The 25,470-nt window shown below is 57.5% G+C and carries 27 protein-coding genes; 20 read left to right on the top strand and 7 right to left on the bottom strand.

The window, feature by feature from the left end:
* Position 1: 1 nt before the first annotated feature.
* The gene (locus C7964_RS04735) at positions 2-361 is read right to left on the bottom strand and encodes a hypothetical protein (protein ID WP_110278459.1); all 360 of its coding nucleotides are present in this window, start codon (positions 359-361) and stop codon (positions 2-4) included.
* Between the two features lie 196 nt (positions 362-557).
* Here C7964_RS04735 and C7964_RS04740 point away from each other — a divergent pair, with 196 nt between their 5' ends.
* The 4 genes from C7964_RS04740 to C7964_RS04755 all read left to right on the top strand — a co-directional run bounded on the left by C7964_RS04740 (position 558) and on the right by C7964_RS04755 (position 5,605).
* Positions 558-2,087, top strand: coding sequence for a fused MFS/spermidine synthase (locus C7964_RS04740; protein ID WP_286163768.1), 1,530 nt, complete (start codon positions 558-560; stop codon positions 2,085-2,087).
* 131 nt (positions 2,088-2,218) lie between these two features.
* Positions 2,219-3,133 (top strand): AEC family transporter, encoded by a 915-nt coding sequence (locus C7964_RS04745; RefSeq protein ID WP_110278460.1) that lies wholly within the window; start codon positions 2,219-2,221, stop codon positions 3,131-3,133.
* An 85-nt stretch (positions 3,134-3,218) separates the two neighbouring features.
* Positions 3,219-4,238 (top strand): AraC family transcriptional regulator, encoded by a 1,020-nt coding sequence (locus tag C7964_RS04750; protein WP_110278461.1) that lies wholly within the window; start codon positions 3,219-3,221, stop codon positions 4,236-4,238.
* A 185-nt stretch (positions 4,239-4,423) separates the two neighbouring features.
* A complete protein-coding gene (locus C7964_RS04755) occupies positions 4,424-5,605 on the top strand; it encodes an acyl-CoA dehydrogenase family protein (RefSeq protein ID WP_110278462.1) in 1,182 nt (393 codons plus the stop codon).
* Positions 5,606-5,622: 17 nt separating this feature from the next.
* Here the strand turns inward: C7964_RS04755 and C7964_RS04760 are convergent, their stop codons facing one another.
* The 3 genes from C7964_RS04760 to C7964_RS04770 all read right to left on the bottom strand — a co-directional run bounded on the left by C7964_RS04760 (position 5,623) and on the right by C7964_RS04770 (position 7,570).
* Positions 5,623-6,678, bottom strand: coding sequence for a YeeE/YedE family protein (locus C7964_RS04760; protein WP_110278463.1), 1,056 nt, complete (start codon positions 6,676-6,678; stop codon positions 5,623-5,625).
* Positions 6,679-6,729: 51 nt separating this feature from the next.
* Positions 6,730-7,065 carry an ArsR/SmtB family transcription factor gene (locus tag C7964_RS04765; protein ID WP_110278464.1) on the bottom strand — a complete coding sequence of 112 codons (336 nt, stop codon included), beginning with the start codon at positions 7,063-7,065 and terminating at the stop codon, positions 6,730-6,732.
* 115 nt (positions 7,066-7,180) lie between these two features.
* A complete protein-coding gene (locus tag C7964_RS04770) occupies positions 7,181-7,570 on the bottom strand; it encodes a hypothetical protein (protein ID WP_286163769.1) in 390 nt (129 codons plus the stop codon).
* Positions 7,571-7,626: 56 nt separating this feature from the next.
* On the opposite strand from C7964_RS04770, the gene C7964_RS04775 reads away from it, so the two are divergent.
* From C7964_RS04775 to C7964_RS04840, 14 genes are all read left to right on the top strand, one after another.
* Positions 7,627-8,364 carry a cytochrome c biogenesis CcdA family protein gene (locus tag C7964_RS04775; RefSeq protein WP_110278465.1) on the top strand — a complete coding sequence of 246 codons (738 nt, stop codon included), beginning with the start codon at positions 7,627-7,629 and terminating at the stop codon, positions 8,362-8,364.
* A gap of 11 nt (positions 8,365-8,375) precedes the next feature.
* Positions 8,376-8,945 (top strand): thioredoxin family protein, encoded by a 570-nt coding sequence (locus tag C7964_RS04780; RefSeq protein ID WP_110278466.1) that lies wholly within the window; start codon positions 8,376-8,378, stop codon positions 8,943-8,945.
* A 107-nt stretch (positions 8,946-9,052) separates the two neighbouring features.
* On the top strand, positions 9,053-9,526 hold the full coding sequence (soxX, locus tag C7964_RS04785; RefSeq protein WP_110278467.1) for a sulfur oxidation c-type cytochrome SoxX: 474 nt from the start codon (positions 9,053-9,055) through the stop codon (positions 9,524-9,526).
* Between the two features lie 30 nt (positions 9,527-9,556).
* On the top strand, positions 9,557-9,973 hold the full coding sequence (gene soxY, locus C7964_RS04790) for a thiosulfate oxidation carrier protein SoxY (RefSeq protein ID WP_055295994.1): 417 nt from the start codon (positions 9,557-9,559) through the stop codon (positions 9,971-9,973).
* A gap of 16 nt (positions 9,974-9,989) precedes the next feature.
* Entirely contained in the window at positions 9,990-10,319 is a 330-nt protein-coding gene (soxZ, locus tag C7964_RS04795; protein ID WP_055295993.1) for a thiosulfate oxidation carrier complex protein SoxZ, read from the top strand.
* 33 nt (positions 10,320-10,352) lie between these two features.
* The gene (gene soxA, locus C7964_RS04800; RefSeq protein ID WP_110278468.1) at positions 10,353-11,198 is read left to right on the top strand and encodes a sulfur oxidation c-type cytochrome SoxA; all 846 of its coding nucleotides are present in this window, start codon (positions 10,353-10,355) and stop codon (positions 11,196-11,198) included.
* Between the two features lie 102 nt (positions 11,199-11,300).
* Positions 11,301-13,004, top strand: a complete 1,704-nt coding sequence (gene soxB, locus C7964_RS04805) for a thiosulfohydrolase SoxB (protein WP_110278469.1) — start codon at positions 11,301-11,303, stop codon at positions 13,002-13,004.
* A gap of 13 nt (positions 13,005-13,017) precedes the next feature.
* Positions 13,018-14,292 carry a sulfite dehydrogenase gene (gene soxC, locus C7964_RS04810; protein WP_076661149.1) on the top strand — a complete coding sequence of 425 codons (1,275 nt, stop codon included), beginning with the start codon at positions 13,018-13,020 and terminating at the stop codon, positions 14,290-14,292.
* Positions 14,276-15,514: a c-type cytochrome gene (locus C7964_RS04815; protein WP_110278470.1), complete on the top strand. Its 1,239-nt coding sequence runs from the start codon at positions 14,276-14,278 to the stop codon at positions 15,512-15,514. Before soxC ends, C7964_RS04815 begins: the two co-directional genes overlap by 17 nt.
* Positions 15,514-16,209 (top strand): c-type cytochrome, encoded by a 696-nt coding sequence (locus C7964_RS04820; protein WP_110278471.1) that lies wholly within the window; start codon positions 15,514-15,516, stop codon positions 16,207-16,209. The genes C7964_RS04815 and C7964_RS04820 overlap by 1 nt, the downstream gene beginning before the upstream one ends.
* A gap of 25 nt (positions 16,210-16,234) precedes the next feature.
* The gene (locus tag C7964_RS04825; RefSeq protein ID WP_110278472.1) at positions 16,235-17,497 is read left to right on the top strand and encodes an NAD(P)/FAD-dependent oxidoreductase; all 1,263 of its coding nucleotides are present in this window, start codon (positions 16,235-16,237) and stop codon (positions 17,495-17,497) included.
* Between the two features lie 75 nt (positions 17,498-17,572).
* On the top strand, positions 17,573-18,004 hold the full coding sequence (locus tag C7964_RS04830; RefSeq protein ID WP_502693552.1) for a DUF302 domain-containing protein: 432 nt from the start codon (positions 17,573-17,575) through the stop codon (positions 18,002-18,004).
* A gap of 8 nt (positions 18,005-18,012) precedes the next feature.
* Positions 18,013-19,233 (top strand): 5-aminolevulinate synthase, encoded by a 1,221-nt coding sequence (hemA, locus tag C7964_RS04835; RefSeq protein WP_110278474.1) that lies wholly within the window; start codon positions 18,013-18,015, stop codon positions 19,231-19,233.
* A 69-nt stretch (positions 19,234-19,302) separates the two neighbouring features.
* On the top strand, positions 19,303-20,361 hold the full coding sequence (locus C7964_RS04840; protein ID WP_110278475.1) for a YeeE/YedE family protein: 1,059 nt from the start codon (positions 19,303-19,305) through the stop codon (positions 20,359-20,361).
* 1 nt (position 20,362) lies between these two features.
* Here the strand turns inward: C7964_RS04840 and C7964_RS04845 are convergent, their stop codons facing one another.
* The 3 genes from C7964_RS04845 to C7964_RS04855 all read right to left on the bottom strand — a co-directional run bounded on the left by C7964_RS04845 (position 20,363) and on the right by C7964_RS04855 (position 23,817).
* Positions 20,363-21,310 (bottom strand): MBL fold metallo-hydrolase, encoded by a 948-nt coding sequence (locus C7964_RS04845; RefSeq protein ID WP_181417104.1) that lies wholly within the window; start codon positions 21,308-21,310, stop codon positions 20,363-20,365.
* The gene (locus tag C7964_RS04850; RefSeq protein ID WP_110278476.1) at positions 21,307-22,227 is read right to left on the bottom strand and encodes an MBL fold metallo-hydrolase; all 921 of its coding nucleotides are present in this window, start codon (positions 22,225-22,227) and stop codon (positions 21,307-21,309) included. The genes C7964_RS04845 and C7964_RS04850 overlap by 4 nt, the downstream gene beginning before the upstream one ends.
* An 87-nt stretch (positions 22,228-22,314) precedes the next feature.
* Positions 22,315-23,817: a malonate--CoA ligase gene (locus tag C7964_RS04855; RefSeq protein ID WP_110278477.1), complete on the bottom strand. Its 1,503-nt coding sequence runs from the start codon at positions 23,815-23,817 to the stop codon at positions 22,315-22,317.
* Positions 23,818-24,001: 184 nt separating this feature from the next.
* On the opposite strand from C7964_RS04855, the gene C7964_RS04860 reads away from it, so the two are divergent.
* The gene (locus tag C7964_RS04860; protein ID WP_110278478.1) at positions 24,002-25,165 is read left to right on the top strand and encodes a mandelate racemase/muconate lactonizing enzyme family protein; all 1,164 of its coding nucleotides are present in this window, start codon (positions 24,002-24,004) and stop codon (positions 25,163-25,165) included.
* 115 nt (positions 25,166-25,280) lie between these two features.
* Positions 25,281-25,451 carry a hypothetical protein gene (locus C7964_RS19880; protein WP_181417105.1) on the top strand — a complete coding sequence of 57 codons (171 nt, stop codon included), beginning with the start codon at positions 25,281-25,283 and terminating at the stop codon, positions 25,449-25,451.
* Positions 25,452-25,470: the final 19 nt, after the last annotated feature.

The following is a 25,470-nucleotide window of genomic DNA, read 5'->3' on the forward strand; positions in this document are numbered from 1 at the left end:
GCTAGGCTTTTTGCGCCATGGCCAACCTCATTACAGCCGCCAGAACGGCCTGCGCAAGAACCGGTGAGCGCCCGATACCGATGGCGGCATCGCTGTCGCGGCTGTCGTTTTCGCGCAGGGTGCAGTGCCAGTGGCCGTCACGGTCATTGGTACGCCCACGGATATGAATGGACCAGTTCGGATAGGCCTCATCCGCAATCAGCATTGTTGCATCGGTCTTGCTCAGGTTTTCGGCGCTGGGCAGAGTGGCTTGTGGCAGCAGGTATGCCAGGGCATGAAGAACCCCGTCAAACTCGGCAATACTCATGTCGCGCGTTGTTTCGAGTTCCTTGATCAGGATGTCCAGTTCAGGGTCTTTCATCGCGTGTCCTCCTCGGTGGGTCGGCGTGTTAACTATCTCTACCAACGCTTGCGACGACCGCATTTGATCTTGGTCAATTGCGCACAGCCGATCTGGATGACAAAGGGCAGTGAAAAGGCAGGTCGCCGCAAATGATTTGCTCTTGCGCGATATGCATCGGCCAGCGATGGTTTGGTAACCAAAGGACCCTGTCAAATTGATCAAGACCCAAGACCCCCCAAAGCTGCTATCGCTTTGGCTTCTCATCTTTCTGCAAGCCGGAATTTCTGCATCCAGTCTCGTGGTCGAGATTGTCGCGGGGCGCATGATTGCGCCTTACGTCGGGATGAGTCTTTATACGTGGACAGCCATCATTGCCGTCGTGCTGGCGGGGTTTTCTGTCGGCCATTGGTGGGGTGGCCGGATTGCCGCGCGTGACACTGCCCAGGCGTTGCGCATGGCGGGGTGGATCATGCTTGCCGCGGCCTGTACCACCGCAGGGGCAACACTGCTCCTGCGCGCCTTTGCGGGACCTGTGATTGCGACATTCGCGCATCCCATGGCGGCGATTACCGCGTTGAGTGCCTTGGCATTCTTTCTTCCGTCACTTTTTGCGGGCGTGCCTGCGCCGATCCTGACGGTCGCCGCGATGCGCGGGCGTGCGCAGGCCGAACAGGCCTTGGGGGCCATGTTCGCCTCGGGTGCGGTTGGTGCGATTGCGGGGACACTTCTTGCGGGCTTTTTGTTTGTTCCGTGGATCGGATCGGTGATGACCCTTGGTGTGATCACTGTGGTCTATGTGGTTGCGGCGCTAATCTGTTTCAGGCTGGGCAATCTTTTGCCGCGCGGGCAGGCAGGGGCCCTTGGCGGGATCGTCGTCGCCTTTGCAACCGGATATGGCGCACTGACCTTGCCCGCCGTCTGCGATCGTGAAAGCAGCTATTACTGTATCAGGACTGTTGCCTTGTCGGACAACCCTGACGATCCGGTGAACCTGATGGTCGTGGATCACCTGGCGCATGGTATCAGTGGCAGGGCAGAGCCGTGGGTTATGTTCACGGAACATGCGGCCATGCTGGATGCTTTGCCGCGGATGCGGATGGGCCGGACGGATTTTTCATCGTTTCATATCGGTGGTGGCACCTATTCTGTCCCGCGTGCTTGGGCTGCGCGGGGGATCGGGGATATTACCATCGCTGAAGTCGATCCCGAGGTGACAGCAATCGCGGTCGAGAATTTCTGGTTTGATTCGTCAACGGCCACCATTTTGCATGGTGACGCACGCGTTGCGCTCAACAGAAGCTCCCAACAGTTCGACGTTATTGTCGGTGATGCGTTCACCGATATTGCAGCACCCGAGCATCTGGTCACACAGGAGTTTTTCGCGCTTGTCGCAAGCCGTCTCGCGCCGGGTGGTGTTTTTGCGATGAATATGATCGACAATGTGGACCGGATGAACGCGCTTGCCGCCGTCCACGCGACGTTGCGCAGTGTCTTTCCAAGCGTCGAGATCTGGACCGAAGCCGTCGCCCCGGAGCCGGGTCAGCGCCGTGTGTTTATCCTGCTGGCCAGTGCACAGGACAGCGCCTTTGCTACCGTGGATGCGCTGGCCCCGGATTTAAGGCGTTTTCAGGTGCTGGATAGCGCCTTCGTGGACAATATTCTGGGGCAGCGGAACCCGAAAATCCTGACGGACGACCATGCGCCGCTTGCTTTTCTGATGGGCTTTGACCCTGCCGTGGACTGAGTGCCTGCGCAAAAACTGCGGCTAGTGCCGAAGTGCAGTTTCCACCAAAAACGCCAGCATGCGGTGGCCTGTGTTGCATCGCCGGACACTGTTACCTAACACAGGGGTACGCCCGATAAAGGTTCCATGACATGCTGATCACATTTTTGGCCATTGCGCCGGTTTTTGCCCTGATCCTGATGGGCTATGGCCTGCGGCGTGGCGGTATCCCCTCGACCGAGTTCTGGAACCTCAACGACCGTCTGGTCTATTGGGTTTTGATGCCTGCGCTGTTCTTTGCGAAAATCTCGGCGGCTGATCTGAGTGGTGGTTTGGGTGACTATGCGGTTCTGCTTTATGCAGGCTTCTTTTCCGCGATCTTTTGTGGATGGCTGTTCGGGCGCAGGTTCGCGCCGCCGCAAGCCAGTTCCCTTCTGCAGGGTAGTGCGCGTTTCAACACCTTTATCGGCCTCGCCATCGCCGAGGCGCTTTTCGGCACGCCGGGTTTGCAGATTGCCGTTCTGGGGTCCGCGCTCTTGGTGCCTGTCGTCAACGTGACTGTCGTGACCATCATGGCGCGGCAACTGGGCGGCGGAGGCAAGTCAATCGTTCTGGGGCTGGTGAAAAACCCGCTGATCCTGAGCATCGTCGCAGGGGCGCTCTTCAACTTTGCCGGTCTGAACGAGGTGCCGGTCCTGCACGAGATTGCCCGTATTCTGGGTAACGCTGCGTTGCCGATCATGTTGCTGTGTGTCGGGGCCAATCTGAAACTGCGCGGATTGAGCGGGTCTGTCGTAATCATCGGGCTGTCGATGGCGGGCAAGTTGCTGATCAACCCTTTGGCCGTCATTCTTGCGGCTTGGGTGCTTGCGCCTGATCCCTTGGTCTTTCAGGTCGCCCTGATTTTTGCGGCCCTGCCTGTCGGCGTTGCCAGCTACACGCTGGCGCGCGAAATGCGCGGTGATGCGTCCTTGATGGCGGCCATGATTACCACGCAAACCTTGCTGAGTTTCCTGACCTTGCCTGTGACGCTGATGATCGGGCAGGCTGTGATGTCGCTCAATTGAGCCGCAAGAACCGGTCAAAGGCTGCGTGATGAAATGACGTGATCCTTTCTTTGCGGGAACATTCAGTAACATATACGGTCTGGCCATGACGACCGCAGCACCCACGCCCCTTTCGACTGTGTCACGCCAGTTCATCCAGGATTGGCTGCTGGCATTGCGGTCGCTCTGTACGGATGCGCAGATGCAGTCTTTGATGCAGCGTGCGGGGTTGGTTGCCGATGATACGCTGCCCTATGGCCGTGTGACGCTGGATCAGATTGTCCGGCTTTACCAGCTTGCCGCGGTTGAGACAGGTGATGAAATGATGGGGCTCTGGAGCAGGCCGATCCGCCCCAGAGCGTTGCAACATCTGCTGACATCGGTGCGTGAGGCCACCAGCATTCCGTCGGCGCTCTACCGGTTTGCGACGTTCTGGAACCTGCTTTTGGATGATTACCAATGGGATCTGACCGAAAAGGATGGCACATTGCTGCTCAGGCTGACCCCGCAAAAACAGGTGCCGCCGCAACCCTTTGGTCATATGCTGATCCTCAAGCTTGCCCATGGTCTTTTATCCTGGCTCGCGGGACATGAGGTGCCGGTCAAGCGCGTGGATTTCGCCTTTGCGCGGCCGGAGTACGATCAGGATTACGCCATTATCTTTCCGGCCCCGCTGCGGTTTGCACAACCAGCCACATCCATCGCTTTCGATCTGCATTTGCTGGGGGCGGTTGAACCACGCAGCACTTCCGATCTGGACCGCTTTCTTCAGAATGCCCCGCGCGACTGGATTTTCACCAGTTCGCGGGAACATACGCAATCGCTGCGTGTCCGCACCTATCTGAGCCAGACAGACTGGGCCAATGCCACATTGAGCGATGCGGCCCGCGCGATGCACATGACGCCGCGCACCCTGATGCGCAGGCTGGACGCGGATGGGACCTCTTTCCAGTCGATCAAGGACGCCTTGCGCCGCGATATCGCGATCCGTCATTTGCAGGCGGGCCGCAAAAGCATTCAGGCAATCGCGCAGGATGTCGGTTTTTCATCGGCAGCAAATTTCCATCGGGCCTTTCTGCGGTGGACAGGCAGCACGCCGAGTGCCTATCGCCGTACGCAAGTCTGACACGCAGGCCTTTTTGTCAGTTTTTGATAATCACATGTCATCTCATGAGATGGAGGTGGCCCACAGGGCGCGATACAAACCTTTATAGATAAGTATTCTGAAGTAACGCAGCACATGCGGGCATTGGTTTGCCAAACCGTATGACATGGCGATTTCAGATAACCCTGCCCTTGAAGGACGCTCACATGACAGAGAAACTCGCCGCTATTCTGCAAGCTGCCAAGGACCACGCTGAACAGGTGATCCTGCCCAATGTTGATGCATGGAACGCCGCAAAGAAATGGCCGCGTGATGCCTCGGACAAGGCGGGGGCTGCGGGCCTGACGGGGCTTTATGCGCCCGAAGAGTTTGGCGGGCAGGGTTTGCCGCTGTCCGAGGGCATTCAGGTTTATGAACAATTGGGGCTTGGTGACGGGGCCTATGCCTTTGCGCTTTCGATGCACAATATCTGTACCTTTGCAGGCTGTGGCTATGGCACGGACGCCTTCAAGCAGAATTGGGCGCGGGATCTGACATCTGGGCGCAAGCTGGCGAATTTTGCACTGACCGAACCCCAGTCCGGGTCGGACCCCATGCAGATGTACACCCGTGCGACCATCAATGGTGACGGGACATGGACAATCAGCGGTGCGAAGGCCTGGGTCAGTCTTGCGACAGAGGCTGACATCTATTTCACGGTCGTCAAAACCAGTGATGCGCCCGGCCACAAGGACATGGCGATGATCGCCATCCCTGCGGATGCGCCGGGCCTGCGTTTCGGGCCGATGTACGAGACACCATCCTACAATTTCCTGCCAATGTCCGAGATGTATATGGACAAGGTTGTGGTGAGTGAGGACAACATCATCCTGCCTATCGGGCAGGGCTTGCAAGGCTCGCTCATGGCGATCGATATCGCGCGTGTCTCGATCGCGTCAGGATGCTGCGGGTTGATGCAAGCGGCACTTGATACGGCCTTGTCCTATTCCAAGAACCGCAAGATGTTTGGCGGCAAGAACCTTGAACTTGACGGTATTCAGTGGATGCTGGGAGAGGTCGCGACGGACCTTGAAGTCTCGCGTCTTCTCTATCGCAAAGCCGCAGAAGCGCTGGGCACGCCCGAGGGCCCCTTGATGGCGGCCCATGCCAAGCGTTTCGTGCCGGATGCCGCGCTTAAGGCTGCAAATACCTCCACGCAGGTTTTGGGTGGCATGGGATTGCTCGCGCCTTATGGTCTGGACCGTTTGTCGCGTCTTGCCCAGATGCTGCGGATCGTGGATGGCACGACCGAGATCAGCCGCGTCGTCATCGGGCGCGCCCTGCAAAAACGCGCGGCGGCCTTGCCTGATTTGCCGGTGCCCAAGGGGTTTGGTGAGGCTGGGCGCTAAATCGCTACGCACCCGAGCTATTCAGTTGCTGTAAAGCCCACGATCAACTGGTGCAGTCCGAGTGCCGCGCCTGCGAAGATCGCTGTGAGCGTGACAGGCGCGCTGAAGGCCAGCAGGGAAAACGCAGTCAGACCTTGGCCGATACTGCACCCGATGGCGATCACGGCACCCACACCCATCAGGCCTGCACCGATGATCTGGCGGCGCAACTCGCGCGGGTCCTCGCAGGCTTCCCAGCGGAAATGACCTTTGATCAGACTGCCCAGGAAAGCGCCGATCCAGACCCCCGCGACAGAGCCGATCCCGAATGAGAGTGACTGACCAGATGCGGTCATCCCGTAAAGGATGGCTTCGCCGACTGGGGCCGAGAACGTGTGGGAGACAAGCGGCAGGTCATCGAAACCATGCGCGTTGATATACTGCATGCCGCCCCATGCGCTGACGACAGCAATGCCGACCGCGATGCCCCAGAAGATGGCTGACCGGTCCTGCCGCAGGGTGCGGGCGCGCAGTGCAAAAGCAACCAGCAATGCGCCGATCACAAGGCCGATAAAGGCCACTGATATGCCGGTCGCTGCACCTAATGTATGGGCTATACCGCTCGGGATCGCGGCAGGCGGGGTCGGGGGGAAGATTTCGACACGGATCCATGCCAGCGGGCCAGAAAGTGTGACATAGGCGCTGATGCCCATCACCAGAACGATCACAAAAGACCGCAGATCACCTCCGCCGAGCCGTGCAAGCGCGCCGTAGCCGCAGTTTCCGGCCATCGCCATCCCGTAGCCGAAGAGACCACCCCCAATGATGCTGGCAACGGGTGACCATTGTTGTGACAGATAAAAAGACTTGGCGGGGTCGAAAAGACCAAAGGCCATCAGGCCGAAACTGCCGACGACGGCAGTTCCGATGGCCAGAATCCACATTCTCAGGCGTTTGTCATTGTTGCCGTAAAGATAGTCTTCGATCGCGCCCAGTGTGCAGAACCGGCCCAGTCTTGCAGCAAGTCCAAGTAATACGCCACCGAACAGCCCCACGGCTGCCGCGACGTTCGCCTCTCCCAATGCATCGAGCAATGGCCGTTCCTCCCTGTTCGTCAGTCGAATTGAACGGGAGGTGGCTAAGCCTCAGTCCGTTTTGCAGAACAATTCGTAGACAAGACCAATGATCCTGCGAGATTTGTCATCCGTCAAGCTATAGTAAATTGTTTTGCCTTCACGGCGGGGCGTGACCAGCCCTTCGAGCCGCAACCGACCCAGTTGCTGGGATACGGCGGCCTGGCGTGCCGAGAGCAGTTCTTCGAGTTCTGTGACTGATTTTTCACCAGTTGCGAGGTGGCACAGGATCATCAGGCGGCCTTCGTGACTGATCGCTTTGAGATAATTCGTCGCGATTGTCGCGTTGTCCATCATCTCGTCCAAGCGAGCATCATCAACGTCAGTATCAAAAACCGGAAGTGTCATAAGCCTTGGAGCCTCACGAGAATCTTTCTGTTCAGGTCAAATCGTCTGCGCCTGTAATCGGGCTTTTGCCGCCAAATTGCTACCTCTGAGCGCGGGCAAAACGCGGTTTTTTCGCCTATTTTTCTGATTTTGCAAGAAATACACCCTCTTGCTCGAGCATTTGCCCCAAAAGTCCCCAGAAAAAATCATCGCCCGGATAGCCCTCGATCCGGTTTGTTTCGATACCTTCGACAAGCAGGATAAACGTCGGGGTGTAATTGATCCGCCGGGCAAGCACGATGTCGGAAGGCATCGGATCAAGCAGATTGACACGGCGCAGCGGGGCGGCGGCACCTTCGTCTGTTTTGGGGTATATGGGGCCGATTTCTTCGTTCCAGCGCGCGCACCAAAGACAGCCGGGTTCTTCGGCCATCATCAGTTGCAACTCTGCCCGTGCAGAGGCCGCAGACATCAGGGTCACTGCAAAAGCAGCAACTGCGAGGCGGATAATAAAACTAGCTTTCATCTTAAACATTCAATAATTCTAATATGAATCATGCGTGCAATCAAGGAAAACAACACATGCTGGACGTAAGCTTTTTTGGTGCTGCGGTGGCAGGGCTTTTGTCATTCTTTACGCCATGCGTTTTGCCGATGGTGCCGTTCTACCTCTGCTATATGGCCGGTACATCAATGTCCGAGTTGCGTTCTGACGATGCAATTAGCCCGTCTGTGCAGCGCAGGCTGATTGTGTCTGCTGTGTTCTTTGCTTTTGGTGTCACAACCATCTTTGTGCTCTTGGGCATGGGCGCTACAGCGGTGGGGCAGGCCTTTGGCATGTGGCGCGACACCTTGCGCTATGTGGCGGCCGGGGTGTTGTTGGTCTTTGGCTTGCATTTTCTGGGCGTTATCCGCGTCCCGCTGCTTTACCGCGAAGCCAAGATTGAAAGCACGGCCGAACCGACAACGATCATTGGTGCCTACGTTATGGGTTTGGCTTTCGGCTTTGGCTGGACGCCCTGCGTCGGCCCTGCACTTGCAGCAATCCTGATGGTGGCCAGCGGGATGGGTGACATCTGGCGCGGTGGCCTGCTCTTGCTGGTTTACGGCCTTGCAATGACTGCGCCCTTCGTTGTCGCGGCCTTTTTCGCCCGCCCGTTCCTGAGCTGGCTTCAGCGCAACCGCAAATATCTTGCCCATGTTGAACGGGTCATGGGTGTGATGCTGATCATCTTTGCTGTGCTGATCGGAACCAATTCGGTCAATTACATCGCCCAATGGATGATCGAAGTAATGCCTGCATTTACCAACCTAGGATAAAGGAAGTGATCATGATTTTTCGCCGTTTTCTCGCTCTTGCAGCGCTTGTTCTGGCTCTCCCGGCTTTCGCCACGCCTTTGGGTGACGACGGTCTGCACAAGGCCGACTGGATGCATGACACCTTCAAGGATCTGCGCGAGGACCTTGCCGAGGCGAATGCCGAAGGCAAACGCCTGCTGGTCATTATCGAGCAGCGCGGTTGCATCTATTGCACCAAAATGCATGAAGAGGTTTTCCCAACACCCGAAATTTCTGCGATGCTGAATGAGGAATTCTTCGTCATCCAGATCAATATGTTCGGAGATGTCGAAGTGACGGATTTTGACGGGACCACTTTGGCTGAAAAAGACATGGTGCGCCGCTGGAATGCACTGTTCACGCCGACCATGATGTTTTTCCCTCAAGAGGTGGAAGAGGGGCAGATTGCGACACAGGCGGCTGTTGCTGTCATGCCCGGCGCCTTTGGTCGCGCGACTACGTTGAACCTGCTCAACTGGATCAATGAAGAAGGCTATCTTGGTGATGAACCCTTCCAGAAATATCATGCAAGGATCATCCAGGAGCAGGGAATAACCGAGTAAAATCAGATGCCTGAGTACAAACATTCAAATAAATGATTTTGTTGTTGCGACTCTCGCGATCTGTAGTCTACGGTATACGAAACACATTTGTGATCCAGGGAGGGACCATGAAGCAGATTCTTAGCGCAGGTGTCGCGATCGCCATAGCGACCGTTGGCTTTGCTGAAGGCATGATGCCTGATGATGTCGTTTACAGCGAGTATGGTGAAGTCGAGGCGTCCCTGTCCGGCCAACCGGGCGATGCGGCGGCAGGCCTTGAAATCATGGTTTCACGTGGCAAGGGCAATTGCATTGCCTGTCATCAGGTGACCGCTCTGGAAGAGTATCCGTTTCACGGCGAAGTTGGCCCATCGCTTGACGGTGTGGGTGAATACCGTACCGCAGCCGAGCTTCGTGGCATCATAGCAAATGCGAAGATGACCTATGAGGGGACAATCATGCCGGCGTTCTACCGCGCAAGCGGGTTCAACCGCCCGGGGAACGCTTTCACCGGAAAAGCCGCAGAGGGCGAACTGTCCCCGCTGCTGACCGCTCAGGAAATCGAAGATGTGGTCGCATATCTTCAAACACTCAAAGACTGATCTGCAACTGGCAGACTTATAGGAGACCCTATGAAACTTACACGTAGACATACGCTTATGATGGCGTTCGGCTCCGCGCTCGCAGCTGTTATGCCGTTTCGTGCATTCGCTGCAGTCGAGGATAATATTGCAGCGTTTACCGGTGGTGCCGCTGTCGGAAGTGAGGGCATTACATTGATTGCCCCTGAAATCGCGGAGAACGGCAACACTGTGCCGATCGAAGTGAATGCGCCGGGTGCCGAGGCGATTATCGTCTTTGCAGCAGGCAATCCGACACCATCGGTTGCGACATTCAATTTCGGTCCGATGGCCGCATCCCAATCTGCGGCGACACGTATCCGTCTTGCAGGCACGCAGGATGTCGTCGCGATCGCCCGCATGCCTGACGGCAGCTTTGTGCAGGCCAGTCAGGAAGTAAAAGTGACCATTGGCGGCTGCGGCGGCTGAGTGAGGAAGAAAACAAATGGCAGATAATGTAACACCCCGCGTTCGCGTCCCCCGTGATGCCACCGCCGGCGAAGAAATCACCATCAAGACACTGATCAGCCACCCGATGGAGTCCGGTCAGCGCAAAGATGGCGACGGCAATGTGATCCCGCGCTCGATCATCAACCGTTTCACATGCACGTTTAACGGCGAGACAGTCATTGACGTCACGCTGGAGCCGGCGATTTCAACGAACCCGTATTTCGAGTTCCAGGCCATCGTGCCAGAGAGCGGGACGTTCGAATTCACTTGGTATGATGATGACGGCGCCGTCTACACCGACAGCAAAGATATTACCGTCGGGTAACCGCGGAACACACGCCAGGGAGGGCCGATGTCTATGAAATCACTGTTTAAGGGCGGTATTGCCGCCGTAGCAATTCTTTCCGCTTTTGCGGCAAACGCGGACGAAGAGGCAGATCTCGTCATCAACGAAGAGATCGAGATCACAGTCCGGACCGATGCGCCAGCGCATGTTGAAAACCTGAGCACGATCTACTCGGGTTGGGTGTTTCGTTCGACGGAAACACAAGCCTTGCAGATGGATGATTTCGAAAACCCCGGCATGATCTTTGTCGACGATGCGATCGCAGCATGGAACACAGTTGAGGGCACAGAGGGTCAATCCTGTGCGGCCTGTCACGGTGCGCCGGAAGAAATGGCCGGTGTGCGTGCTGTTTACCCCAAATGGAACGACGAAGCCGAAGAAGTGCGTACAATCGCGATGCAGGTCAACGGTTGCCGGACAGAACAGATGGGTGCCGACGAGTGGAAGTACGATGGCAACGAGATGCTGAATATGGAAGCGCTCTTGGCGTCCGTGTCACGCGGCATCCCTGTGAATGTGGCCATCGACGGCCCCGTTCAGGCCATGTGGGAAAAGGGCCGTGAGCTGTACTATACACGGTTCGGCCAGCTTGATCTGTCTTGCGCCAATTGCCACGAAGACAACTATGGCAATAACATCCGCGCCGATCACCTGAGCCAAGGCCAGATCAACGCGTTTCCGACCTATCGCCTGAAGAACGCCAAGCTGAACGGTGTGCAGGGACGCTTCCGTGGGTGTATTCGTGACACCCGTGCGGAAACATTTGCCGTCGGTTCCGAGGAATTCATCGCGCTCGAGCTTTATGTCGCCTCACGCGGCAACGGCCTCTCGGTCGAAGGCCCGTCCGTCAGAAACTAATCCTCCCTGAACTGCCCGCTTCAACCAGTTTGAGGCGGGCATTTTCAACCTCAATATATTCACAAATTAGAATATGATAGCACAAGAGGCTCGATAACTCACATGATCTCACGTCGCGATTTTCTGCAGGCCAGCATGGCGGCTTCGGCGATTGTCGGAGCGTCGGGCTTTGGCAATTGGGGCAGGCTGGCAGCGCAGCAAGCGTTGAGCCAAAGCGATCTGCTTCAGTTTGACACCTTCGGGAATGTTTCCCTTATCCATATCACCGATATTCACGCCCAGCTGAAACCGATCTGGTTCCGCGAGCCTGAAATCAATCTTGGCGTTGGATCCAACAAGGGGGCAGTGCCACACATCACGGGCGCAGACTTCCGCAAGCTTTATGGTATCGAAGATGGCAGCGCGTCGCATTACGCGCTCAGCTATGACGATTTTACTGCGCTTGGTCAGGCCTATGGCAAGATGGGCGGGATGGACCGTGTCGCGACTGTCGTGAACAGCATCCGCGCGGACCGTCCCGATGCGTTGTTGCTGGATGGCGGCGATACATGGCACGGCTCGTACACCTGCTACAAAACCGAAGGGCAGGATGTCGTGAACATCATGAACCTGCTGAAACCCGATGCGATGACCTTCCACTGGGAATTCACGCTGGGGTCTGACCGTGTGCGCGATATTGTAGGCGATCTGCCCTTTGCCGCGCTGGGACAGAACATTTTTGACGCCGAGTGGGACGAACCCGCAGAGGATTTCCAGCCTTACCAGTTCTTTGAACGTGGCGGTGTGAAAATTGCGGTGATCGGGCAAGCTTTCCCCTATATGCCGATCGCTAACCCCGGTTGGATGTTCCCCGAGTATTCGTTCGGCATCCGCGACCAGCGCATGCAGGAAATGGTCGATGAGGTCCGCGGGCAGGGTGCCGAACTGGTTGTCTGCCTGTCCCACAACGGTTTTGACGTGGACAAGAAGATGGCAGAGCGCGTCACAGGAATTGATGTGATCCTCGCCGGACACACCCATGACGCGCTGCCGGAACCTGTTTTGGTTGGCGAAACGATTGTTGTGGCCTCCGGCTCCAACGGGAAGTTCGTCAGCCGCGTTGATCTTGATGTGCGCGATGGCCGGATGATGGGCTTCCGCCACAAGCTGATCCCGATCTTCGCGGATGTGATTGAGCCGGATGCAGAGGTTGCCGCCGCCATTGATGCGGAACGCGCGCCTTTCCTGAATGAACTGACCGAAGTTATCGGCAAGACAGCGGATGACACGCTGCTCTACCGTCGCGGTAACTTCAATGGCTCGTGGGATGATCTGATCTGCGACGCGCTGATCCAGGAGCGTGACGCCGATATCTCGATGTCACCCGGCGTGCGCTGGGGTCCTTCAATCATGCCCGGACAGGACATTACCCGCGAGGATATCTGGAACGTCACCTCGATGACCTATCCGAACGCCTATCGCACGGAAATGACGGGTGAATTTATTCATACCATCATGGAGGACGTGGCCGACAACCTGTTCAACACCGACCCTTACTATCAGCAAGGCGGTGACATGGTCCGCGTGGGCGGCATGGGCTACAGCATTGATGTCAGCAAACCCATCGGACAGCGCGTTACGGACATGACACTGTTGAAAACCGGTGAGGCGATTGATCCCGCTAAAACCTATGTGGTCGCAGGCTGGGCCTCGGTCAATGAAGGCACCGAAGGACCACCGATCTGGGATGTCGTTGAAAACCATATTCGCAATTTGGGCACCGTGCAGGTGAAACCGAACACAAGCGTCAAAGTCTCTGGCGCATAAGGAGAAACAGGAAATGGATGAGATCTTCAAACCGTCCAGACGCACATTTTTGCGTGGAAGTGCTGCGATTGCGGCTGGGACTGTCGCAGGTCAGGCAGTGGCTCAGGATGGCCCCGACCCTAAAATCACGGAATTGCAGGACTGGGCGTCCTATACAGGTGTCGGCGTTGACGAAACGCCCTACGGCCTGCCGATCAGCTTTGAAAGCGATGTGGTGCGGCGGAATGTAGAGTGGCTGACCGCGTCACCGATTTCCTCGATCAACTTTACGCCGATCCATGCATTGGACGGGACAATCACGCCGCAAGGTTGCGCGTTCGAGCGCCACCACTCGGGCGCGATCGAGCTGTCCAAGGACGACTACCGCCTGATGATCAACGGTCTGGTCGACCGACCCCTGATTTTCACCTACGCCGATCTTGAGCGTCTGCCGCGTGAAAACCACGTCTATTTCTGCGAATGTGCCGCGAACACCGGTATGGAATGGGCGGGCGCGCAGTTGAACGGTGCCCAGTTCACCCACGGTATGATCCATAACATGGAATACACCGGCGTGCCGCTGCGGACCTTGCTGCGTGAAGCGGGCCTCGATGCGGCTGGTGATCTGGCAGATAAATGGGTCTATGTTGAAGGCGCTGATGCCTCATCCAATGGCCGTTCGATCCCGATGGAAAAGGCGCTGGATGACGTGCTGGTAGCGTTCAAGGCCAATGGCGAAGCACTGCGCATGGAGCATGGTTATCCTGTGCGCTTGGTCGTTCCCGGTTGGGAAGGCAATATGTGGGTCAAATGGCTGCGCCGCGTGCAGGTGACGGACATGGCCGTCGGCAGCCGCGAGGAAACATCCAAATATACCGATGTCTACGAGAACGGCATCGCCCGCAAATGGACGTGGGTCATGGATGCGAAATCCGTCATCACCTCACCCAGCCCGCAAATGCCGATCACGCACGGGCAGGGCCCGCTTGTGATCTCTGGTCTGGCGTGGTCCGGCCATGGGCAGATCACCCGTGTTGATGTCTCCAAGGACGGTGGCATCACGTGGGAAACAGCACGGCTTGGCAAGCAGGGCGATACCAAAGCCTTGACCCGTTTCTATCTGGACACCGACTGGGACGGCAGCCCGATGCTCTTGCAATCGCGTGCCATCGACGAGACCGGCTATGTCCAGCCGACAAAAGACCAGTTGCGCGAAAAGCGTGGCGAGAACGCGGTCTATCACAACAACTGTATTCAAACCTGGTTTGTTAACGAAGAAGGGGTCGCCGAGAATGTCGAAGTCTCTTAATCTTTTCGTCCCCGCGATTGGTGGCACCGCGCTGTTGCTGGGGCTTGCCTATGGCATTTCCTCGCGTGAATACGGGGCTGCGACGATCGACTCGCTCGAAGCACGGGTGCAGCAGATCGAGGCAAACGCCGCACAAGCAACCGCCGAAGCGCAGGCTGCAGCCGCGGAAGCGGCGCGCCTGCTGCAAGAGCGTGAAGAACTTGCGGCTCTGGCCGCTGTCAGCGGCGCAAGCCTGACCGCACCGGCGCCCGTGATCGAAGGCACCTACGGTTTGGGCCGTGTGGCCTTTGATGAAGAAATTGCCGCATGGGATGTCGATGTCCTGCCAGACGGGCGGGGCCTGCCGGAAGGCCGTGGTGATGTCTTTACCGGAGAAGAGGTCTTTGTTGACAAATGTGCCTCTTGTCACGGTGATTTTGCGGAAGGTGTTGGCAACTGGCCTGTGCTTGCCGGTGGTTTTGACACATTGGCAAATCGGGATCCGGTGAAGACTGTGGGGTCCTACTGGCCCTATCTTTCGACCGCATGGGACTACATCAACCGGTCAATGCCTTTTGGTGAAGCGGGTACGCTGACGCCGGATGAGACCTACGCGATCGTGGCGTATCTTTTGTATTCCAACAACATGGTTGATGACGATTTCGAGCTGAGCCATGAGAACTTCACGGAAGTCGAGATGTACAACGCCGACGGCTTTGTCGTCGATGACCGGCCTGAGCTTGAGTATGCCGAATGGCGCACGGAACCTTGCATGGAAAACTGCAAGGAGAGCGTCGAGATCACGATGCGAGCGACGTTCCTTGATGTTACCCCGGACGAAGAAGTGGAAGCCGCAGTCAGCGCGCCCGCACCTGAGGCCACTCCGGCGGTTGCTGTTGCCGAAGATGCGGGCGGGATTGATCCGGCCCTGATCGCCGCCGGTGAAGGTGCATTCCGCCAGTGCCAGACCTGCCATCAGGTTGGCGACGGCGCGCGCAACCGCACGGGTCCTGTCTTGAATGGCATGATCGGGCAGACAATCGGGTCCGTTGACGGGTTCCGCTACTCGGGTGTCTTCGAACAGGCAAATGCCGCCGGAGAGGTGTGGACTGCGGAAAGCCTTGCCGCGTTCCTCACGGATCCACGCGGTACAATGGCCGGCACAAAGATGGCGTTCCGCGGCGTCGGGGACGAAGCCGAGGTTGCGGCACTGATCGCCTATTTGCAGAGCTTTGCGGACTAATGCGTCGCCACCTTCTGCTACTTGCCTTTATGGGCGCCGCCAGCCACGGCTTTGCCGAAGTTGGCGGTGATCCCGAACGGGGCGAAGAACTCTTTCGCCAATGCAGCAGTTGCCATCAGGTCGGGCAGGGGGCTGTTGACCGGATTGGTCCCCAACTGAACCATATCTTTGACCGTGCCGCGGGCGAGGCCGAGGGCTTCCGGTATTCGGCGGGATTTGAACGTGCCGCCGCAGGCGGGCTGGTCTGGACCTATGATACGCTCGATAGTTTCATCGAGAACCCCCGGGTGCTGGTGTCCAACACACGGATGAGCTTTCGCGGTATCGCTGAACAGCAGGACCGTGATGATCTGTTGGCCTATCTGCGGTTGTTCTCATCCAGCCCCGCAAACATTCCAGAGGCCGCACCGACAGCGGCCGCAGTGGATCACGCGGTTGCCCCCGAGGTTCTCGCGATTGTCGGAGATCCGGCATATGGCGAATACCTGTCCGGCGAATGCACGGCCTGCCATCAGGCGAGCGGTGCGGCGACCGGTATTCCATCCATTACAAACTGGCCGACCGAGGACTTTGTTGTCGCGATGCATGCCTACAAGGAAGGCGTGCGCGCCCATCCTGTCATGCAGATGATGGCGGGCCGGTTATCTAACGAAGAGATTGCGGCCCTTGCGGCCTATTTCGAAAGCATCCGGTAAGGATGCATCATTGGGAGGAAAGACAATGAAATTTGATAGAAGGACGTTTATTGGATCAGCGGCTGCGACAACGGGATTGCTGGCCGCACCGATGGTGCGCGCACAGGGTAAACCCCGCGTTGTCGTGATTGGCGGCGGTGCGGGCGGTGCGACCGCGGCACGCTATCTGGCCAAGGACAGTCAGGGCGCGCTTGACGTCACACTGGTCGAACCGACACGCACCTATTACACCTGTTTCTTTTCCAACCTCTACTTGGGTGGTTTCCGCGACATGGGCTCGCTTGGCCATAGCTATGGCACGCTGGCCTCTGATTACGGCATCAACGTCATTCACGACTGGGCCGTCGGAGTGGACCGTGACGCCAAGACTGTCACCCTCGCTGGTGGTAGCAGTCTGCCGTACGACCGTCTGATCCTGTCACCCGGCATTGATTTCGTGGACGGTGCCGTCGAGGGCTGGGATGTGTCTGCGCAAAACGCGATGCCACATGCCTATAAGGGTGGTTCGCAAACCGAACTGCTCAAGGCGCAGATCATGGCAATGCCGCAGGGCGGTACCTTTGCAATGGTCGCACCGCCAAACCCTTACCGCTGCCCGCCCGGCCCCTATGAGCGGATCTCGATGGTGGCGCACGCGCTCAAAGAAGTAAACCCGACGGCCAAAATCCTGATTGCCGACCCGAAAGAGAGTTTCTCCAAACAAGGCTTGTTCGAGGAAGGCTGGAACCGGCACTATGCCGGCATGGTCGAGCGGATCGGGCCGGACTTTGGCGGGGCGAATGTGTCGGTTGATCCGCAGGCGATGACCCTGACGATTGATGGTGACGTCAATGACGTTGATGTCTGCAACGTGATCCCCGCGATGAAAGCGGGCCGGATTGCCGAAATCGCAGGTATCACCGATGGCAACTGGGCACCGGTCAATGCTGCCGATATGTCTTCTAAGATGGACCCGAACATTCATGTCTTGGGTGATGCTGCCGCACAGGGCGATATGCCGAAATCCGGCTTCTCGGCCAACAGCCAGGCCAAGGTCTGCGCCAATGCGGTGCGCGGCGCTTTGACCGGATCAACCGTGTTTCCGGCCCGTTTTGCAAACACCTGCTGGTCTTTGATTGATACCAATGACGGCGTGAAGGTTGGTGCGACATATGAAGCAACCGACGAAAAGATCGCGAAGGTCGACGGCTTTGTCAGCGCAACCGGCGAAAGCGATGAACTGCGTGCGGCCACCTATCAGGAATCGATCGGCTGGTACGACGGGATCGTCGCCGACATGTTCGGATAATCACCTGTCGGGCCTTGATGTATGTCAGGGCCCGCCAAAACGACACTGCTAGGCTGGGGACATGGAGGACGTATGATGAAAAATAGACTTATCGGCGCATTTTTGATCCTTGCCGCGACACAAGTTGCCGCACAGGACGCGGTCACTTACCCTTTCAATGGAAGCTTTGATGATGCGACTTTTGCAGTCGAGAACGCCATCATCGGCAAAGGCCTTGTGATTGATTACGTCAGTCACACCGGCGAAATGCTGGCACGGACAGCCGAGGATGTCGGCAGTGACAAGATGCTCTTTGAGGGGGCGGATATCTTCTTGTTCTGCTCTGCCCAACTCTCGCGCGAGGTGATGGAAGCGGACCCGATGAATATCGCGCATTGCCCCTATGGCATCTTTGTCGCGGCACTGGAGGGCGAAGTCCTCGTGGGGCATCGCACCTACCCTGAAGGTGAAATGCAAAAGGTGCAGGTGCTCTTGGATGAGATCGTACAGGAAGCGGTAGGCGGATAAGGATAAAGATGAATTACGACGGATATTTCGCGACCGCACTTGCGCAACTGCAAGATGAGGGCAACTACCGTGTTTTTGCGGATCTTGAACGCCATTGCGGGAAATTTCCGCAGGCAACCAACCACGGTGCGCAGACCCGCGATGTGACGATCTGGTGCTCGAATGACTATCTGGGCATGGGGCAGCACCCTGATGTGCTGTCCGCCATGCATGAGGCGTTGGATACGGTTGGTGCAGGGGCAGGCGGGACGCGGAATATCTCAGGCACGACACATAACCATGTATTGCTGGAGGCCGAACTGGCCGATCTGCACAACAAGGAAGCAGCCCTGCTCTTTACCAGCGGATATGTGTCCAACTGGGCGGCACTTGGCACGCTGGCTGCGAAAATTCCCGATTGTCTGGTGCTGTCGGATGCGCTCAACCATGCCAGCATGATTGAAGGTATCCGTCACTCGAAGGCAGAGCGCCAGATTTGGCGGCACAATGATCTGGAGCACCTTGAGCAATTGCTCGCCGCCCAGCCGCTTGAGCGGGCGAAACTGATCGCCTTTGAAAGCGTCTATTCGATGGATGGCGATATCGCACCCATCGCCGAGATTTGTGATCTGGCCGAGAAATACAACGCAATGACCTATCTTGATGAGGTCCATGCCGTGGGCCTCTATGGCCCGCGCGGTGGCGGGATCGCCGAACGTGAGGGTCTGATGGACCGTATCACGGTCATTGAGGGAACGCTGGGCAAAGCCTTTGGTGTGATGGGCGGCTACATCGCGGCCTCGGCTGATCTGTGCGACTTTGTCCGCTCTTTTGCCAGCGGGTTCATCTTTACCACAGCCCTTCCGCCTGCTGTTGCCGCGGGTGCCGCAGCCTCGATCCGGCATCTGAAATCCAGTGCTGCGGAACGTGCGGCCCAAAAGGAGAAAGTCGCCGAAGTCCGCGCGCGGCTCGATGCGATTGGCATTCCGCATATCGACAACCCCAGCCACATCATTCCGGTGATGGTAGGCGATCCGGTGAAATGCAAATACCTGTCCGATATTCTGATGCGCGATTATGGCATCTACATCCAGCCGATCAATTATCCGACCGTGCCCAAAGGGACCGAGCGTTTGCGGATCACCCCGTCACCGGTGCATTCGGACGCTGATATTGACCACCTCGTCGGTGCATTGGAAACCCTTTGGACCCAATGCCAGCTTGCACGCCTGCCAATGGCCGCGCAGTAGGTTTGACTTGCATCAAAGCGCCCCGCGCCCTGCGTTGGTACAGCCAAGATATATGGACGGGGCCAAGGTATGCTTGAAAATCTGATCGAAACTTACGGTGAAGGGGCCATCCTGATGGCCTTGGGCGGCTTGGTGGGGGTGCTGTTTGGTGCCACAGCACAGCATTCGCGGTTTTGCCTGCGCGCGGCCACGGTTGAAGTGGCCGAAGGCAAACTGGGCCCGCGGCTTTCCATCTGGCTGATTGCGTTTTCTGCCGGAGTTTTGGTGGTCCAGACCCTGATTGTACTTGGCTGGCTTGATGTGTCGCAAAGCCGTCAACTGGCCACGACAGGCAGCATGTCAGGTGCCATCATCGGCGGGCTGATGTTTGGCGTCGGCATGATCCTAGCGCGCGGCTGCGCCAGCCGGTTGCTGGTGTTGTCGGCCACGGGAAACCTGCGGGCCATTGTGACCGGACTGGTGCTGACGCTGGTGGCGCAATCCGCGCTGCGCGGCGCGCTGGCACCCGCGCGGGAACAGCTTGCATCGCTTTGGGTGGTGCCGGGCGGGGCGACGCGCAGTCTGCTTTGGCAGACAGGTTTGACGTCATCACTGGCAGCATTGATCGCTGCGGCGGCTTTGGGTGCGGCGCTGGTGCTCAGCCACCGCCAGAATGTGAAAACCAGTCATGCAGTAGCCGCTGTCGGCGTCGGGCTTGCGGTGGCACTGGGGTGGCTTGGCACCTATGCGGTTGCGATGAATTCATTCGAGGTGGTGGCCATCTCCTCGGTCACGTTTACGGGGCCCTCGACAGATACACTTATGGGATTGGTAAACAGTACCGAACTGCCGCTTGGCTTTGGTATCGGGCTTGTGCCGGGTGTTTTTGTCGGCGCGGGGGCCATGGCTTTGGCCACGAAAGAGGCACGTATCCAGCGCTTTGGTCCTGATAGCCCGATGGAGGTCTATCTGGTCGGCGCCGCCCTGATGGGGTTTGGCAGTATGCTGGCGGGCGGCTGTGCTGTTGGTGCAGGCATGTCTGGCGGGGCCATTTTCGCGCTGACAGCCTGGGTTGCGGTGGGGGCCATGTGGGTGGGGGCGATGGTCACACAGCGCGTGCTGCACCGCCCCTCACTGGTGATCGCCTGATCTACTCGAATTCCATCTGCTCATAGACGCGTCCGGCATTCTTGGTCGCCAGTTCCTCGAATGTGTCCAGATGGGCATAGGGCGATTGATCGACATAGTAAGCCTCGGCAAGCCCGCCACCAGCCTCAAGATGTTCGGCAATCTTGCCGCGCAGATATTCCAGATAGCCTTTGGTATAAAGGCGCACCTGATCCATGTTGGTCGGATGCCCGTGCCCGGGGATCACATAGGTCGCATTCAGGGGCTCGAACGCGGTGTCCCATGTGTCCAGCCAGTCCAGCGTATTTGTGTCGTCAAAGAGCGGCAGCATCCGTTCGTGGAAGGCGATGTCGCCTGCGATCACAAGCTCTTGGTTCGGGAGCCAGACGACAACATCCCCTGCGCTGTGTGAAGGCCCAAGATAGCGCACTTCCATGCGGAAATCGCCAAGTTCGACGATATATTCATCGCTGAAGGTTTCGGTCGGACCTTGCAGATAAGTGCCTTCGGCCTTGTCCTTGTTCAGGGCTTGCATGGCTTCGAGAATCTGAAAGCCGCGGTCTTCGAATTCGGCAGCGGCGTCCTCATGGGCAATGATCGGCACGCCCTGTTCGGCCCAATAGGAATTGCCCAGCATCGCATGGCCCTGGCCGTTTTCATTGACCACCAGAACCACAGGCTCATCTGTGCGCGCCTTGATTTCGTCATGCAAGGCCGCAGCCAGCACATAGGCGCCGCCGCCGTTGATCACGACGACACCTTCGCCTGTGACAATAAAGCTGAGGTTGTTGTTGTGGCCGCTGTTTTCGTATGTTGGCGGTGCGGTGGCCCCGATGGCGCTGAAGACACCGGGGATAAATTCAACCGGTGCGCTGTAGAGAGCGGAACCGGGATACTGGTCCGCAATGTTTTCGTTGGCCTGCACGGTTGTCGCAAGAACGGCCATTACTGGAAGAACGTAACGGATCATGTCTCTTCACCGACAAAGACAAAGCCGTCGCCGCGCCGTTCCGCTCGGCCCAAACCGCCACCCGGCAGGTGGAAGCCGATCAGGCGCATTTGCGATGTGCTGAGCTGGTCAAGCAAGCCAAGGCGCGTCTGGACGCCCAGTTCAGGATCCTGATCCGACCCCGAAAGCCACGCCGGTTTCTCGAAGGCGATATGATGGTTCACGATGCTATCGCCAAGGATCATGATGCTTTCACTGCCCATCTGCACCTCGAACGCCATATGACCGGGGGTGTGGCCCGGGGTCATGCGCGACAGAACGCCGGGCAGGATTTCCTGATCATCCTCAAAGAGGTTGATCTGCTCGGCCAGCAGCTCAAGGCGGCTTTGGGCCCCTACAGCAAAGGTAACACGGCCCTCGTCGATGGTTGAGACAGTGTCGGGATCGGTCCAGTAATCCCATTCGGCGCGGCCCATGTGATAGGTCGCATCAGGGAACATCAGATCGCCGAAATCATCGCGCACGCCCCAAAGATGGTCGGGGTGGGCATGGGTAAAGACCACATCGGTGACATCGAAAATATCAACGCCCAAGGTATCGAAGGCATCCAGCAACTTACCGGCGCTGGGCATGAATTCCTGCCCAGCACCCACATCAAACAGGATCGTGCGGTCACCGCTGCGCAAGAGTGTGACGTTGCAATCAGGTGTCATGCTGTCGCCTGTGATGCCGTAGCGCGCGAGCAGCTCATCGGCACCTTCTGGCGGTGTACCCCCGAAAGCAAAGCTCTTGGGCAAAACAAGATTGCCGTCGCTGAGCGTGTTCAGCGTGCGGTCATCCGCCTGCAATGTTGTTTGTGCCCAAACGGGCTGTGTCAAAGCAGCCGACAAGGTTGCACTTGCCCCGCCTTGGATGACTTTTCTGCGTGTCAGTTTCATGGCTCACCTACATATTCGTATATTTGAATGGTAGGGCATGAGGGACGTGATTGAAATATTTTTCTTGCGCGTGGCGTGACTACAATATCATGCCGTCCCAAGATCGCGGTACATCTCGCGCAGGATGTTTTTCTGGACTTTGCCCATCGTGTTGCGGGGCAGGGCGTCGGTGATGATGTATCGCTTCGGGTGCTTGAAACGTGCAAGTTGCGGCGTGGCCGCTGCGGCGATGTCATCAGTCGTCAGGGTGTGATTGTCCAACACGATTGCTGCCAGCACGGTTTCCCCAAAGTCGGGATGGGCCACGCCGAAAACAGCGCTTTCGACAACGCCGTCAATATCATTGAGCACGTCTTCGATTTCTTTGGGATAGATGTTGTAGCCCCCTGAGATGATCAGATCCTTCTGCCGTCCAACGATCGTGATGCGCCCGTCTTCCGATTTCACACCCAGATCGCCTGTTATGAAAAAACCGTTCTTGCGCAGCTCTTCGGCGGTTTTTTCGGGCATGTTCCAATAGCCCTGAAACACATTGTCGCCGCGCACCTCGATCATCCCGATTTCATCCGGTCCAACCGGCTGACCGTCACTGGTGATTTCAACTTCTGTCCCGGGCAGGGCGTAGCCGACTGTGCCTGCCAGCCGCGCGCCATCATAGGGGTTGGAGGTAATCATGTTGGTTTCGGTCATCCCGTAGCGTTCAAGAATACGGTGGCCGGTTCTGCTTTCAAACGCGGTATGGGTTTCTGCCAGCAGCGGCGCAGACCCTGATATGAAAAGCCGCATATTCGCGACCAGATCGCGGGTCAGCCGTGTGTCCGCCAGCAGGCGGGTGTAAAAGGTAGGCACACCCATCAGAAGCGTGGATGCGGGCAGTTCGCCAATGATTGCGTCGATATCAAAGCCGGCCATGAACCGGACCTGCGCGCCGGCCAATAACGCGGTGTTCAGCGCCACAAAAAGCCCGTGGGTGTGAAAGATCGGCAGCGCATGGATCAACCGGTCCTCACTGGTAATCCGCCAAAGCTCGGTCAGGGTTTGGGCGTTCGATAGCAGGTTTTTGTGCGACATCATCGCACCCTTTGACCGGCCTGTGGTGCCCGATGTGTAAAGGAGTGCGGCCAGATCGTCGGGGCCGCGCGGCACCGCTGCAAAGGTTCCCACGCAGGTATTGGCCTCAGTGGAAAGCGATCCTGTGCCGTCTGTAGCGAAGGTCAGCACCTGCGTGTCACCGCTGCAGACTGTGGAAACCGCGGCTGCGTTTTCTGCATCGCACATGACCATGCGCGGGGCCGCATCGGTGATGAAATACGCGACCTCGCTTTGCGTATATGCTGTGTTGAGCGGCAAATAGACCGCCCCTGTTTGGACAGCGGCACCGTAAAGGGCGATCGTGTCCATGATCTTGGGGGCCTGTACAACAATCCGGTCACCCGGGTTTACGCCTGCATCCGCCAGCACCTGCGCCAACTGTCCGACGCGTCGCACAAAGCTGCGGTAACTGACCTTTGTCCCGTCATCCAGCGTCAGAAATGTGGCGTCGTTTTCTGCATGGCGTGCGAAGAGCGCATCATAGAGCGTATTGGTCACGATCAGGTTCCCGTCTTGTCGTTTTTGTCACGGGTCCTTGTTGGGCGCTGCAGGGCGTCTGTGCAAGATATATTGCTGCCCGCGCCTTGTTGTACCTGTTCTGGTGTTGGATATTGTCAGGTGTGATCCGCCAAGATACGCGTTGACGGCCACAGGGCGACAAATTGTTGAAAAGGAAAAGCCAATGCGCATCGTCGATATCTGCGAAGTGACCAAGCCGATCGCGTCTCCGATCCGGAACGCATATATTGATTTCAGCAAAATGACAGCGAGTCTGGTGGCCGTGGTCACCGATGTCGTCAGGGACGGCCGCCGCGTTGTCGGTTACGGCTTCAATTCCAATGGTCGCTATGGTCAGGGCGGTCTGATCCGTGAACGTTTCAGGGACCGTATCCTTGAAGCGGACCCAGCATCGCTGATCAATGAGGCGGGTGACAATCTGGATGGACATAAAATCTGGGCTGCGATGATGCAGAACGAGAAACCGGGCGGACATGGCGAGCGTTCGGTTGCAGTCGGTACGATTGATATGGCTGTCTGGGATGCCATTGCGAAGATCGCGGAAAAGCCGCTTTACCAACTGCTCGCCGAGGGCAAGAGCGTCGCAGCAAACCGCCGCGTCTTTGTTTATGCGGCAGGTGGGTATTACTATCCGGGCAAAGACGACACGGCACTGCGCCAAGAGATGCGGGGCTATCTGGATCGCGGCTATAACGTGGTCAAGATGAAGATCGGTGGCGCCACGATTGACGAAGACCAGCGGCGCATTGAGGCTGTGTTGGCCGAAATCGGCTCGGAAGCGCAACTGGCCGTCGACGCAAATGGCCGCTTCGATCTCGAGACTGCCATCGCCTACGCCAAGATGCTGCGCAACTATCCGCTGTTCTGGTACGAGGAGATCGGCGATCCCCTGGATTATCAGCTTCAGGCCGCGATGGCCGAGTTCTACCCCGGTCCGATGGCGACGGGTGAAAACCTGTTCTCGCATCAGGACGCGCGAAATCTGATCCGCTATGGTGGAATGCGCCCTGACCGCGATTGGCTGCAGTTCGATTGCGCGCTGTCATACGGGTTGGTGGAATACCTGCGGACGCTTGATGTGCTGGAAACGGCAGGGTGGTCGCCGTCACGTTGTATTCCGCACGGAGGGCACCAGATGTCACTCAACATCGCGGCGGGTCTCGGGCTGGGTGGCAACGAAAGCTACCCCGACCTGTTCCAGCCCTATGGCGGGTTTCCGGATTCCGTCAGCGTTGAAGACGGCCATATCATCATGCCCGAACTACCGGGTATCGGTTTTGAAGGGAAATCCGACTTGATCAAGGTTATGCGCGAACTGGCCGAATAGAGGGATCGCTCCATGCGTTCGCACTGGATTGAACCTCAACTTTCCGTAACGCCTAGATGTCACGCGACAGATGCGTTACGTTTATTCGTCACGTTTTGGGCGAACGGATATGCTCTTGCAGTTTACATTGCTGCCTGAAACCCTTGGCATGTTCGGGGTTGCCACTTCGTCCCGCTGGATGGGCTCAAATGTCGGCAGTTTGAAGGTGGCGAGCCGTGATGCTGACGGTCTTCTGCGGGTCACTGCGATGCCGCGCTTGATGCAAGCCTGTACCGATGGACGATAGTGAGAAAACCGAAATGAAA

Source organism: Loktanella sp. PT4BL, from assembly GCF_003201935.1.
Taxonomy (GTDB): Bacteria; Pseudomonadota; Alphaproteobacteria; order Rhodobacterales; family Rhodobacteraceae; genus Yoonia.